Below are 12,880 nucleotides of genomic sequence, written 5' to 3'. Positions count from 1 at the left end.
CCACTTCCCGACGGAGGCGTTCGACTATTCGGTCGCGACGGCGATCTTCACGCCCAGCGCCTTGCCGACTTCGACAAGCATTTTGCCCTGGTCTACCAGGTCGGTGACCGCCTGTTCCATTTTCTGCCGGGCCGGGCTGCCCTGGGGGCTTGCCAGCGCCTGGTCGATGGGATCGGGCAAGGCGGCGATGGCGGCCGATGTCTTCTCGACCTGCGCCGTCACTTTCTTTTCCAGTTCGGGGTCGACCCGGGCCACGAGATCCTGAATGCCGGCGAACTCCTCGTCGCCCATCTCGCCGAACCAGATATTGGCGATGCCCTTCTGGTCATAGACGAAATCGTTATGCGTATTGTCGGAGAAGCAGGAATGCTCGTCTTCCTGATCGCCGGAATCCAGCGCGACGGCCAGACGCTCCGAAGCCATCTCGAATCCGGAAAGCGTCGCCATGCCGGTCAGGATGCGGCCCAGCGCCTCCTTTTGCGGCAGCTTCAGAAAGTCCGTCGCATAGGCGTTGGGATTGTCCATGTTCCAGCTCATGGCGAGCCATGAAAGATCCTTCACCAGCATCTGGGTCACGGTCTTGAGGTAGAGACGGCGGCGGTCGTTAAATTCGTCGCCGGGCTCGTAGTCGCTCGCCGGGCGCGCGCCGGGACCGTCATCGTTGAAGTCCTGACCCCAGAGCAGGAACTCGATGGCGTGCCAGCCTGTGGTCACATCGGCTTCGTCCTGGGTCTGGTCATGACCGAGGATCGTCTTGTCGGTAATCTCGATCGAGGTGTCGTGGATGATGCCCGCATCCGCGTCGCCCTTCACATAATCGATATAGGCCTCATTGAGCGGCCAGGCATTGATATGCGGCTCCGGGCCCTCTTCGCCCGTTTCCTCGTCCGCGAAGTCGATGGGGCCCTGATAGAAGCGGAAGGCTTCGGTCACGAGATAGGCGGGACGTGCATCGATCCAGGCATTGCGGGCCCGGGCGAGGTTTTCTTCCGTCGGCTCGTCGAGAAACTCGTTGATGACGCCGCGCATCTCCTTCGCGTCCGCATAGGCCCGCTGATAGGAGGAGCCGACGAGGCGGGTATAGCCGAGAATTTCGAGGGTCGCGCCATAGGAACTGCCACCATCCATCGCGAATTGGGCCGGGAGAGCGCCGGCACCGGAGGCCAGAGCAGGTTGGGCCGGGAGGGCCAATGCACCGCTTGCCAGCAGGAGCGAGAGAGCGGCGACGCCGCGACGGCTTCGGATGACGGTAGACATGAAGGTGACCCTTCCCTTGGCTTGGAGCTCATTAAGGATACGGCTATCGGCACCGTCCTTGTTGCGAGCGATTATTAGACGCATCAGTCATGGGTCAAGGGAAAATGCAGGCACTGCCTCAGGTCAAATCGCCGCGATTCCGGCCTGTTCGGCCTCGACCATGCCGTTGAGGATCGCCGCGGCGGACCGCAAGAGCCCGATTCCCGATGCCGCCGCCGTGCCGTCGTCCAGCGTGATGCCGGTGCGGGAAAGCGGCTCCTTGCCCAGTTCCGCAAGGAGGCGGTCATGAGCGGGCGTGCCGCTTGCGGAGGCGGCAAGACAGTGATCGGTCATTCCCGGCGCGAGGCGCTCCAGCACCAGCGCGGCCACGCCGGAAACGAACCCGTCCAGCAAGACCGGGATGCGCTGGTACCGCGAGGCGATGATCGCGCCTGCAATGGCGGCCAGTTCGCGCCCGCCCATGCGCCGTAACACCTCCAGCGGATCGGAGGGGATGACGGCGTGATGCGCCAGCACGGCGTCCACCAGCGCGATCCGGCGCGCGGCAAGCGCCCCCTCCCCGTCGATCCAGTCGCGGCCATTGCCGCCAAGGAGCTTCGCGGCGACAGCGGCGGCAGGTACGCGCCCGCCCATCCCCAGCGCGCCGACGCAGAGAAGATCCGTTCCCCCCGCGATGGACTCCATGCCGAAAGCCATGGTGGCGGCGCAGGCATCTTCTTCCAGCGCATCGGCTTGCGTGATGTCGGGGGTCGGCAGGTCGAGCGCGAGATCGAATACTTTGAGGCCCGCGTCATATTGCTGGGCGATCTGGTTCACCGCCGCGCCGCCGCCCGCCACGACTTCCATCATGGTCTGGGTCGCGCCCGGGGCGAAGTCGCTCGCGCCTCTGGCCGCCACGCCGTGAGAGCCCGCGAAAATCGCGATCAGCGGACGGCCAAGCTGCGGCTCTTCCGCCGCCTGCCAGCCGGCAAGCCAGACGGCGAGTTCTCCGAGGCGGCCCGGACCGCCCTCGCCCAGCGCCAGCTTCGCCAGGCGCCGGCGCGCGAGATCCACGGCCTCGGCCTCCATGGGAGGCGGATTGCCGAGCAGGTTGCGGATGTCGTCGAAGGGCAAGCCGGATGCGGCGGGATTCATCGATGGGCCTCGTCGAGTGGAGTTTGCGCGAGCGGGGATGCTGTGTCCTATACTCCGCCGCGCGCCGCGACACAAAACAGCTATTCAGCGAATGGGCCACCCCGAATGAGTTTTTCAAGCCCTGTCAGGACACCCTGCATTTCGGTCTGCGCCGTGGACGGCCGCAGCGGGCTTTGCACGGGCTGCGCCCGGTCGCTGGGGGAAATTGCCGGTTGGGGCGGCATGAGCGATGCCGAGCGCGAGGCGGTGCTGCGGCAATTGCCGGCCCGTCTCGAGGCGCTGGGCGAAAAGGCCGCCGAGCCGGACGCGGCCCTCAGGCAAATCGACAGGGCGCTTCGGCCGCGCTAGCCCGCGTCCTGCTGCCGGCGATGGCCCAGCGGATCGGGATTGAGGATGCGGCCCTCAAGCGCGCCCAGCCAGTCCAGCCCTTCGCGCAGGCGCACCACATCGCCGATGACGATGATGGCGGGGGCGGTGAAGCCTTCGCGCTCGACATCCTCCGCTGCCGTGGCAAGCGTGGTTTCGAGCACGGTCTGGTCCTTCAGCGAGGCATTGCGCACCAGCGCAACGGGCTCCGCCCCCTCGCGCCCGTTGGCGATGAGCATTTCGGTGATCGCGGGCAGATGCTTCAGCGCCATATAAAGGACGATGACCGGCGAGCCTTTGGCGATGGCCGCCCAGTCGAGGTTTTCCGGCACGTCGCCGCCCGCCATATGGCCGGTCACGAAGGTGACGGCGTGGTTGACGTCGCGATGGGTGACGGGAATGCCCGCATAGCCCAGACCGCCGATCCCCGCGGTAACGCCGGGCACGATGCGGAAGGGAATGCCCGCCTCGACGAGAGCCAGCGCCTCTTCCCCGCCCCGGCCGAAAACGAAGGGATCGCCGCCCTTCAGGCGCAGGACGCGCTTGCCCGCACGGGCCAGTTCCACCAGACGGGAGGAAATGTCCCGCTGTTTCGGGCTCGGCTTGCCGCCGCGCTTGCCGGCATATTCCAGCGTGGCGCGGGGATTGGCGAATTCGAGAACGGTTTCGTCGACCAGCGCGTCATAGACCACGTGGTCGGCCTGGCGGAGCGCATTCAGGGCATGGAGCGTGAGAAGGCCCGGATCGCCCGGCCCTGCGCCCACCAGCCAGACCCAACCGGCTTCCAGCTCGGGCAAGGCAAGACGCGACGCGGCATTGGCGGCGATGCCGTCCTCCTGCGACCCTCTCAGCGGTACGATCTTGCGCTCGGTCATTTCACATCACATTCTTGTGCTAATGAATTCAACTCGACTATAGCATGTAAATATAAACTTGTCCTCCCGTCTTCAAGCGCCCCCATATTGAAACGTGTTGAATGCGGGTCTGTCGAATTTCGGGCGGCGCGGTTACGACATGGTCACAATCGAGCGGATAGGATGGCGCTCATGAAACGCAACAGATGGGCATATGCGGGACTGGCGCTCCTGGGACTGGTGGCGCTGGTGCTGTTCCTCGACAACCGCTTTCCGGGCGCCCTGTCGAGCCAGAACGCACAGATCCGCCTCACCTATGGCATGGTCCTGATCGTCGCCATCCTCGGCAGCGCGATCCTGGGATTTCGCGGCAATCCGGGCCTTGCCGTCAAGCAGGCCCTGACCTGGGTCGCGATTACGCTGATGCTGGTGGTGAGCTACAGCTATCGCTACGAGCTGGGGGCCCTCGTGCAGCGCACGCAGAGCGCGCTCATTCCCTCCGCGCCTGTGCAGACCGAACCGGGGGTCGCCTATCTCAGCCGCGGGATCAACGGCCATTTCAACGCCGATGCGACGGTCAACGGGACCCATGTTCATTTTCTGGTGGATACCGGCGCGACGGATGTCGCCCTGACGCGGGAAGATGCGCGGCGCGCGGGCATCGACCTCAACCGTTTGAGCTATACCACCGCCTATGACACGGCGAATGGCCGGATCATGGCCGCCCGGATGCGACTGGACGAGGTCGCCATCGGGGATATCGTGCTGCGCAACGTAAACGCCTCGGTAATGCGGACCGACACCCTGCCCGGCTCGCTGCTGGGAATGAGCTTCCTCGGGCGGCTCAGCAGCGTCGAAGTCAGCGGAGACCGGCTGATCCTTCGGGAATGAACCCATCTTGCCGCATTATCACCAAACTAGCATTGCATTGGGACATGATCGGGCGATGATCCCGTTCGTCCGACCTGCGATTCAATTGCCGAGGTAACTGCGCATGCTGCCCATTCCCCGCGACGATCTGAAACCCAACACGCCGGAATTCGAAAACCTTCCGCTGGTCGCTCCCGCCGGGTTTCGCGAATATGACGCCAGGTGGCTCTTTCCCGAGCAGATCAACCTGATGGGCGTTCAGGCGCTGGGTTTCGGCCTCGGCACCGTGCTGCACGAAATGAGCGTCAAACCCGCCATAGCGGTCGGACACGATTTCCGCTCCTATTCCGCCTCCATCAAGCAGGCGTTGATCGTGGGGTTGATGGGCGCGGGATGCGAGGTGCACGATATCGGGCTGGCGCTGTCGCCGGTGGCCTATTTCTCGCAATTCGATCTCGACGTGCCCGCCGTCGCCATGGTGACGGCGAGCCACAATGAAAATGGCTGGACGGGCGTGAAGATGGGTGCGCAACGCCCGCTCACTTTCGGGCCGGACGAGATGGCGCATCTGAAGCGCATCGTGCTGGAGGGCCAGGGCAAGGCACGCGATGGCGGGCGCTATATCCATGTGCCGGATATGGCGGAGCGCTATATCAAGGACCTCACCAATCGCGACAAGCTGAAGAGGCCGCTCAAGGTGGTGGCGGCCTGCGGCAACGGTACGGCGGGCGCCTTTGCGCCGCAGGTGCTTGAAGGGATCGGCGCGGAGGTGATCCCGCTCGATTGCGAACTCGATTTTACGTTCCCCAATTACAACCCGAACCCGGAAGACATGGAGATGCTCCATGCGCTGCGCGACAAGGTGCTGGAAACCGGCGCGGATGTCGGGCTCGCCTTCGATGGCGACGGCGACCGCTGCGGCGTCGTGGACAATACGGGTGAGGAAATCTTCGCCGACAAGGTGGGCGTGATGCTGGCGCGGGACCTTTCGGCGCAGTTCGAGAATGCGAAATTCGTGGTCGATGTGAAATCGACCGGGCTTTTCCTCACCGATCCGATCCTGCAGGCCAATGGCGCCAAGACGGACTACTGGAAGACGGGGCATTCCTACATCAAGCGCCGCGCCAACGAGATCAATGCGCTGGTAGGCTTCGAGAAGTCGGGCCACTATTTCTTCAACGCACCGATCGGCCGCGGCTATGACGACGGGCTGGTTTCCGCCATCGCGATTTGCGACATGCTGGACCGCAATCCCGACAAGACCATGTCGGACCTGCGCGAGGCGCTGCCCATGACATGGGGCTCGCCCACCATGTCGCCCCATTGCCCCGACGAGGTGAAATATCAGGTCGTGGACCGCATGGTGAAAGCCTTTGCCGGCATGCGCGAGAATGGCGAGAAGCTGATCGGTCAGCATATCCGCGATCTCGTGACGGTGAACGGCGTGCGCGTGACAGTCGATGACGGCACATGGGGGCTGGTGCGCGCTTCGTCCAACAAGCCGGGCCTCGTCGTCGTGGTCGAAAGCCCGACCTCGGAGAAAAACATGCGCGACATGTTCCACGAGATCGACAAGCGGCTTTCCGCCCAGCCTGAAGTGGGCGAGTACGACCAGAAGATCTAGAAAGAAAATTCGGGGGAGACGAAGCATGAGCGAGGCACCTGACGGGTTTCGTCTCATCGATGCGTCGATGGCGGAAGGGTTCGAGGGGCTGGTCGGGCCGCTCTGGCAGCGCGACGACACGGACGAGATGCATGCCGTGTGGGGTTTTCGCGCCGAGACCAAGCACTGCAACCCCTACGGGATGCTTCATGGCGGCATGGCGACGACGCTGGCCGACACGATGATGGGCAGCCTCGTCTTTCACGCCATCGGCGGCGCGCCCTGCGCCACCATTTCGCTCACCACGGAATTCATGTCATCGGCCAAGGACGGTCAATGGATAGAGGGGCGCGCCGAAATGGTGAAGAAAGGCCGCGCAGTCTGTTTCCTGCGTTCGGAAATTTTCGCGGACGATAAACGCATCATGACCGCCCATGGCAACTGGGCGATCATCGGCGCTTGAGCCGGCAATTATTCAACCGGTTCGAGAGCGATATCGAGCTCGCCGATCGGGAGCCCTTTTGCAGAAGTCTGCATATTCCCCATCGGGATCATCATCGGGAGGGGGCCGGCGATAAACAAGTCCGGCGCCGGCTGCACATGCGTGTCCCCTGCGTCCACGAACTGCTTCGTTGTGTGCACAACGAGATAATGTGCATGGTCTTCGGGCTTGATCACGAGTGCAATTTCACGCCGGTAGCTGCCGCCTAGCTTGAATATCGCTGGTTCGGGACGCACGATCGGAACCGGCTTCCTGGTCTCATCGAGCAACTTCACCGTCTGATAGAAATATGCGCTTCCGCAAAAAAGACATTGGACCGCGTATTGATAGCTTTTGATGAGGACTCGGTACGTGCTGTCGGTAGTTGGCAGCTCGAAGGCTTTGTAATGACTGACCCCATCCTGCGGCCCAAAATCGAAGACGGGGCTTGCGGATGTGATCTCAAAATTTTTATCCCCGGAGAGAGAAATAGGCTCGAAGCTCATTTCCTCATAAGAGGAAACGGTCGGCTGCAGAGATTTATATTCAGCCCTCTTCTCGTCCACATCCACCCGAGGAATGCATCCGGAGATGGCCATGCAAACGGCCATCGCGGCTATGCAACTTATGATTTTCATCATCCCGCCCCCTCTGCGCGTCTCGCAGTGCCAGCTTCCGGTGCACCTCATTCTCGTTGAATGCCGTTCCCGCGCAAGCCCTACTCAGCCATAGAGCCGGTAGAACATCTGGCAGGATGTAATCACCAGGAAGAGTGCGAAGGCGCGCAGCAGGGCCTTGTGGCTGATCCTGTGGGCAAGGTTTGCACCCCAGGGCGCAGCCAGCACGGTGAGCGGCACGATGAGCGCCATGCCGACAAGGTTGACGAAGCCGAGGCTGAACGGCGGCAGGAGCGGCTCGCCCCAGCCGGAAATGACGAAACCGATCACACCGGGGACCGAGATAAGCAAACCGAGGCCCGACGAGGTCGCCACGGCCTGCCGCGCATCGCGGCCGAACAGCGTCATATAGGTGACGCCGAACGTACCGCCGCCAATACCCATCATGGCGGAGAGCCCGCCGATGATCGACGCGATGCCGTATTGCCAGGGTTTCGACGGCAGATCGCTGCCGAGACGCCAACTCTCCTTGCCGAAAGCGAGGTTGAAGGCGACCAGCAGGGCGACGGAGGCGAAGACCGTCGTCAGCACATCGCCATTGACGCTGGCGGCAAAAGTCGTGCCGACGGCAACGCCTATCAGCACCGGCAGCGCCCAGCGCCTCAACAATGCGAAATCGACCGCTCCCTTCTTCGCATGTGCGCGGACCGACCTGAGCGAGGTCAGGATGATGGTGCCGAGCGAGGTGCCGACCGCCAGATGCATGCGGATGGCCGGGTCGATGTCGAGCACCGTGAATATCTGATAGAGCACCGGCACGATGACGATACCGCCGCCCACACCGAGAAGGCCGGCAATGATGCCCGCCAGCAATCCGGTGGCCACAAGACCGAGGGCGAGCGCGATCAGTTCGGAGACGGGGTACGCCCCCAGAGAGCCGGTGAGTTCCATATATCAGGCGTCCAGAGTTTCGAGAGATGAAGAAGGGGCGGAAGCCGCGCCGCGTTCGACACGGGCGAGCGCCTCGCGCAGCACCTCGATCCCCGCATCGGGGCGCGGGGCGTTTTCCGAGATGTGACGACGGAAGGCACGCGCACCGGGCCGGCCCTGATAGAGGCCGAGAATATGGCGCGTCATGGCGTGGAGATGCGTGCCCGCGGCAAGCTCGCGCTCCACATAGGGGATGAAGCGTTCGAGTATCTCGGCGCGGGTGGGAATTCCGGCGGCAGGATCGTAGAATCGCCGATCCGCCTCGGCCAGCACATAAGGCGTCTGATAGGCGGCGCGGCCCAGCATGACGCCATCGACATGGGCGAGATGCTCGGCACTGGCATCGAGATCGGGGATGCCACCATTGATGACGATTTCCATGTCGGGCATGTCGCGCTTCAGGCGATAGACCAGCGGATAGTCGAGCGGCGGCACGTCGCGGTTTTCTTTCGGAGAGAGGCCCTTGAGCCAGGCCTTCCTCGCATGGACGATGAGCGTCTTGCAGCCGGCTTCCCGCACGGATTTGGCCATGGCCGGCAGCGCGGCCTCCGGGTCCTGGTCGTCGACGCCGATACGGCATTTCACCGTGACGGGCACGGTCACCGCCTTCCCCATCGCTTCCACGCAGGCCGCGACGAGATCGGGTTCCTGCATCAGACAGGCGCCGAACCGGCCCGACTGCACGCGGTCGGACGGGCAGCCCACATTGAGATTGATCTCGTCATAGCCGAAGCCTTCGGCAATGCGGGCCGCCTCGGCCAGTTCGCTCGGCTCCGACCCGCCGAGCTGAACGGCCACGGGATGTTCCGCCTCGTCATATCCAAGCAGGCGCCGGCGGTCGCCGTGAATGACGGCGCCGGTCGTGACCATCTCCGTATAGAGCAGCGCATGGCGCGTGACGAGACGCAGGAAGAACCGGTCGTGCCGGTCCGTCCAGTCCATCATCGGTGCCACGCTGATCAGCCGTTCGGCCATTCGCTCGTCCGTGAATTCAAAAGCTCGCTCAACAGCTTGCCCTAGGTAGCCCCTGACCGGACCGGACGCAAGGTAAGGCTACGCACCGTTTCCAGGACGCAAACGCCCCGAAACCCTCTTTTCGGCGGGAAAAGGGGCCCCAAAACCTGACTGAAGGTCATCGCGATCGGGGGTATCTGAACCGGCAAGGCAATATCGCCTGGAGGAGGTCCAGCGCCATGACACGTGACGAAAACCGCGCCTGATGCGGAAGGGCTGACGATCAGGAATTCGGGCCGCTGCTGCTGACACGCCAGACGATGTTACCGACATCGTCCGTCACGAGCAGGTCGCCCGCCCCGTCGACGAGAACATCGACAGGGCGCCCTTGCGCTTCGTCGTCCTCGTTCAGGAAGCCCGTCAGCACGTCTTTGGGGTCGCCGGACGGCATGCCGTTTTCAAAGGGCACATAGATGACCTTGTAGCCGCTCTTCGGACGGCGGTTCCAGGAGCCGTGCTGGCCGACAAAGAGGCCGTGGGTCCAGCTCTCGGGCAGCTTTGCGTCGTAGGAAAAGGCGATGCCGAGCGAGGCGGTATGCGGGCCCAGCGCATAGTCCGGGACAATCGCTTCCGCCACGAGATCCGGCTTTTGCGGTTTCACACGCTCATCGACGTGTTGGCCGTAATAGCTGTAGGGCCAGCCGTAGAAGCCGCCATCCTTTACCGAGGTAATGTAGTCGGGCACGAGATCGCTGCCGATTTCGTCTCGCTCGTTCACCGCGGTCCAGAGCTTGCCCGTCTCGGGCTCGAAGGCCAGACCGTTGGGGTTGCGCAGGCCGCTTGCGTAAATGCGCGTCTTGCCGGTGGCGCGATCCAGCTCCCAGATGGCGGCGCGGCCCTCTTCCGCCTCCATGCCGTTTTCGCCGACATTGGAGTTGGAGCCGACGGTGATGTAGAGCTTCGTTCCGTCGGGGCTCGCGATCACGTTCTTCGTCCAGTGGTGGTTGATGCCCGCCGGCAGGTCCACCACCTTCTCGCCGCTTGCCTCGATTTCGGTTGCGCCTTCCTCATAGGGGAAGCGCCAGAGACTGTCGGCATTGGCGACATAGAAGTCGTTGCCCACCAGCGTCATGCCGAAAGGCGAATGAAGGCCGGTGAGGAAAGCGGTCTTCACATCCACCATCCCGTCGCCATCGGTGTCGCGCAGAAGCGTGATGCGGTCCGCGCTTTCCACGATGGCGCCCGCGGCGGACTGGATCTTCTCCGCCACCCAGCCCCGGAAGCCGCCATCGCCCTCTTTCGCCGGAGCGGCGGTCTCGGCGACGAGAATGTCGCCATTGGGGAGCTTGTAGAGCCAGCGCGGATGCGCAAGCCCGGTCGCGAAGGCGTTGACCTGCAGCCCTTTCGCCGCCACCGGCTTTTCGCCCTCCGGCCAGCCCACGGCCGAGGCGATGTTGACGGTGGGCATGAGGGTCTTTTGGGGCGCGGGCAGTTCAGGCGCGGGGCCCGTGCCCTCCGCCACGGTGAGGGTCGCGCTCTCCGGATAGACGATGAATTTCAGGAATGCCCCGCCCGCCAGCACCAGTACGACGAGAATTCCCAACAGCCATTTCACAGCTTTACCCGACATGACGCCCTCTTCCCTTGCCCGGCCTCCTGCCGCCGGTTCCTGTGCGGAGAAGATAGCAGACATGACCGGATTGTCTTCCCCGGTCATACGCCGAGTTCACATCACGATTATGTGGCTGGAGGGACGTGCGTCCGGCGGTTAGGCTGCGCCGGATCCAACGGAAGGAATATTCCATGCAACGCATCGTCATTGCCGTTCTTCTGGCCGGGATTGCCGGCACCGTCGCCAATGCGCTGGCGGCCATGGTCATCGGCGGCGTGGAGAAATGGTCATTGATGCTGATGCCGGCGCGCTATGCGATTGCGTGCCTGATCGCCGTGCTTCTGCCCGCGATCTTCCGCTACACCCGGCCGACCCTGGGCGTGGTGGTGGCGGCCGTCGTGCTGACGGGCATTCCTTCGCTCAATGCCAAGCTCGTGCTCGGCGTCGGTGCGCCCTGGTTCAACGTGCTGCTTCTGAACGCGGTCTATGCGGCGGTGGCGATGCTCGTCTATCTCGCCATTTCCGGCGATCTTACCCGACGCCACCGCTAGGGGAAAAACGGGCGGACGATCGTCTCGCCCGCCCGCTCTCAGCATTTAGTCGTTCAGGCCCGCCTCAGGCGTTGGCGCCTGCCAGGGAGTATTCGTCGAAATCGGGCTGGCGCATCTCCCACCAGTAGCGGGCGGTGAAGCTCGACCAGTTGTTGGTCACCCTGCCGTCCTCGGTCTTGTACCAGGAAGAGCAGCCCGCGGCCCAGACCGTGCTCTGCATGTCTTCCTGAAGTTCGCGGTTGAACTCCGCCATGGCTTCCGGCTTCACGTCGATGTAGCGGGCATGAGATGCCTTCACCGCTTCGATACATTGCAGGATGTAGTTCACCTGGCATTCGATCATGAAGATGATCGAGTTGTGGCCGAGATTGGTGTTCGGCCCGTAGAGCATGAAGAAATTGGGGAAACCCGCCAGCGCGACGCCGCGATGAGCCTCCGCGCCCTTTGCCCATGCATCGTTGAGATCGAGCCCGCCACGGCCGGTCACATCCATCGGCGCGAGGAAGCGTGTCGCCTCGAAGCCGGTCGCAAAAATGATGGCATCGACCTTGTGCTCGACACCGTCCTTCGTCACGACGCCTTCCTTGGTGATGCGGTCTACGCCATGATCGTCCACATGGACATTGGGACGGGCAAGCGCGGGGAACCAGTCATTGGAAAGAAGAATACGCTTGCAGCCCGCCGGATAGTCGGGTGTGAGCTTCTTGCGCAGTTCCGGATCGGCTATGGCGTCTTCCAGTGCCTTTTTCGACGCCTTCTCGAAGAGCTTCCCGAAAAAGCTGCCTTGCGTGAAGGCAAGGAAATTGCGCTCCAGCGTCATCCAGATCAACCAGCGCTGCAGCCGCGCCACAAAGGGGAAAGCGCGATAGAGCTTCTTTTCCCATTCCTTGTAGGGACGGTCGGCCTTGGGCACGACCCAGTTGGGCGTGCGCTGGAAGACGGTCATGTCCTTCACGACCTTCGCGATCTCGGGCACGAACTGAATGGCGCTGGCGCCGTTGCCGATCACGGCGACCGTCTTACCGGTCAGGTCGTGCTCGTGCTCCCAGCGGGCGGAGTGAAATTCGATGCCCTCGAACTCGTCCAGTCCCGGAATATCCGGCGTGAAAGGCCGGTTGAGCTGGCCGACGCCGGAGACGACGATATTGGCCGTCACTTCGCGGCCGTCCTTCATCTCCAGATGCCAGAGACCGGTCGCCTCGTCGAAGCGGGCGGCGCGAACCTCGCTGTCGAACTGGATATGCGGATAAAGGCGATATTTGCGCGCGACATGCTCGAAATATTCCTCGATCTCGGGCTGGGGCGCGAAACGCCGGCTCCAGTCGAGCTTGGGCTCGAAGGAATAGGAGTAGAGCATGGAGGGAACGTCACAGCCGGCGCCGGGATAGGTGTTGTCGCGCCAGGTGCCGCCCACGCGGTCGGCTTTTTCGTATATCGTGAAATTCGAGATACCGGCCTGCCGCAGGCGGATCGCCATGCACAGGCCGCCGGCCCCGGCCCCAAGGATGGCAACGCTCAGGCCCTCTTCCCTGACCCGGGCCGTATCGATCCCCGTTCCATCGACCATCTGGTTCAACGGCTTTTCCTCCAG

Annotated in this window: 13 protein-coding genes; 5 read left to right on the top strand and 8 right to left on the bottom strand. The window is 63.2% G+C overall.

Annotation, left to right across the window (positions count from 1 at the left end; translation table 11 throughout):
• Positions 1 to 24: 24 nt before the first annotated feature.
• Both FHS78_RS11385 and FHS78_RS11380 read right to left on the bottom strand, forming a co-directional pair.
• Positions 25 to 1,257, bottom strand: a complete 1,233-nt coding sequence (locus tag FHS78_RS11385; RefSeq protein ID WP_167094308.1) for an imelysin family protein — start codon at positions 1,255 to 1,257, stop codon at positions 25 to 27.
• A gap of 123 nt (positions 1,258 to 1,380) precedes the next feature.
• Complete coding sequence (locus FHS78_RS11380; protein WP_167094305.1) at positions 1,381 to 2,391, bottom strand: nicotinate-nucleotide--dimethylbenzimidazole phosphoribosyltransferase; 1,011 nt, start codon at positions 2,389 to 2,391, stop codon at positions 1,381 to 1,383.
• A 105-nt stretch (positions 2,392 to 2,496) separates the two neighbouring features.
• On the opposite strand from FHS78_RS11380, the gene FHS78_RS11375 reads away from it, so the two are divergent.
• Complete coding sequence (locus FHS78_RS11375; protein ID WP_167094303.1) at positions 2,497 to 2,739, top strand: DUF1289 domain-containing protein; 243 nt, start codon at positions 2,497 to 2,499, stop codon at positions 2,737 to 2,739.
• Here FHS78_RS11375 and cobA read toward each other — a convergent pair.
• A complete protein-coding gene (gene cobA / locus FHS78_RS11370) occupies positions 2,736 to 3,608 on the bottom strand; it encodes a uroporphyrinogen-III C-methyltransferase (protein WP_425500301.1) in 873 nt (290 codons plus the stop codon). The genes FHS78_RS11375 and cobA overlap by 4 nt on opposite strands.
• 195 nt (positions 3,609 to 3,803) lie before the next feature.
• Here cobA and FHS78_RS11365 point away from each other — a divergent pair, with 195 nt between their 5' ends.
• The 3 genes from FHS78_RS11365 to FHS78_RS11355 all read left to right on the top strand — a co-directional run bounded on the left by FHS78_RS11365 (position 3,804) and on the right by FHS78_RS11355 (position 6,547).
• Complete coding sequence (locus FHS78_RS11365) at positions 3,804 to 4,502, top strand: retropepsin-like aspartic protease family protein (RefSeq protein WP_167094299.1); 699 nt, start codon at positions 3,804 to 3,806, stop codon at positions 4,500 to 4,502.
• A 103-nt stretch (positions 4,503 to 4,605) separates the two neighbouring features.
• Positions 4,606 to 6,105, top strand: a complete 1,500-nt coding sequence (locus FHS78_RS11360) for a phosphomannomutase/phosphoglucomutase (RefSeq protein ID WP_167094297.1) — start codon at positions 4,606 to 4,608, stop codon at positions 6,103 to 6,105.
• A 25-nt stretch (positions 6,106 to 6,130) separates the two neighbouring features.
• Positions 6,131 to 6,547: a PaaI family thioesterase gene (locus FHS78_RS11355; RefSeq protein ID WP_167094295.1), complete on the top strand. Its 417-nt coding sequence runs from the start codon at positions 6,131 to 6,133 to the stop codon at positions 6,545 to 6,547.
• An 8-nt stretch (positions 6,548 to 6,555) separates the two neighbouring features.
• On the opposite strand, the gene FHS78_RS11350 is transcribed toward FHS78_RS11355, so the two are convergent.
• The 4 genes from FHS78_RS11350 to FHS78_RS11335 all read right to left on the bottom strand — a co-directional run bounded on the left by FHS78_RS11350 (position 6,556) and on the right by FHS78_RS11335 (position 10,756).
• On the bottom strand, positions 6,556 to 7,206 hold the full coding sequence (locus tag FHS78_RS11350; protein ID WP_167094293.1) for a hypothetical protein: 651 nt from the start codon (positions 7,204 to 7,206) through the stop codon (positions 6,556 to 6,558).
• Between the two features lie 81 nt (positions 7,207 to 7,287).
• Positions 7,288 to 8,133, bottom strand: a complete 846-nt coding sequence (locus FHS78_RS11345) for a sulfite exporter TauE/SafE family protein (RefSeq protein ID WP_167094291.1) — start codon at positions 8,131 to 8,133, stop codon at positions 7,288 to 7,290.
• Between the two features lie 3 nt (positions 8,134 to 8,136).
• Positions 8,137 to 9,147 (bottom strand): tRNA dihydrouridine(20/20a) synthase DusA, encoded by a 1,011-nt coding sequence (dusA, locus tag FHS78_RS11340; RefSeq protein ID WP_167094289.1) that lies wholly within the window; start codon positions 9,145 to 9,147, stop codon positions 8,137 to 8,139.
• Positions 9,148 to 9,409: 262 nt separating this feature from the next.
• Positions 9,410 to 10,756, bottom strand: coding sequence for a PQQ-dependent sugar dehydrogenase (locus tag FHS78_RS11335; RefSeq protein ID WP_167094287.1), 1,347 nt, complete (start codon positions 10,754 to 10,756; stop codon positions 9,410 to 9,412).
• A 173-nt stretch (positions 10,757 to 10,929) separates the two neighbouring features.
• Between FHS78_RS11335 and FHS78_RS11330 the strand changes: the two genes are divergently transcribed.
• Complete coding sequence (locus FHS78_RS11330; RefSeq protein WP_167094285.1) at positions 10,930 to 11,289, top strand: hypothetical protein; 360 nt, start codon at positions 10,930 to 10,932, stop codon at positions 11,287 to 11,289.
• A gap of 64 nt (positions 11,290 to 11,353) precedes the next feature.
• On the opposite strand, the gene FHS78_RS11325 is transcribed toward FHS78_RS11330, so the two are convergent.
• Positions 11,354 to 12,856, bottom strand: coding sequence for a flavin-containing monooxygenase (locus FHS78_RS11325; RefSeq protein WP_167094462.1), 1,503 nt, complete (start codon positions 12,854 to 12,856; stop codon positions 11,354 to 11,356).
• Positions 12,857 to 12,880: the final 24 nt, after the last annotated feature.

The sequence above is a fragment of the Parvibaculum indicum genome (assembly GCF_011762095.1).
Taxonomy (GTDB): Bacteria; Pseudomonadota; Alphaproteobacteria; order Parvibaculales; family Parvibaculaceae; genus Parvibaculum; species Parvibaculum indicum.
This window is presented reverse-complemented; position numbering and strand designations above follow the sequence as displayed.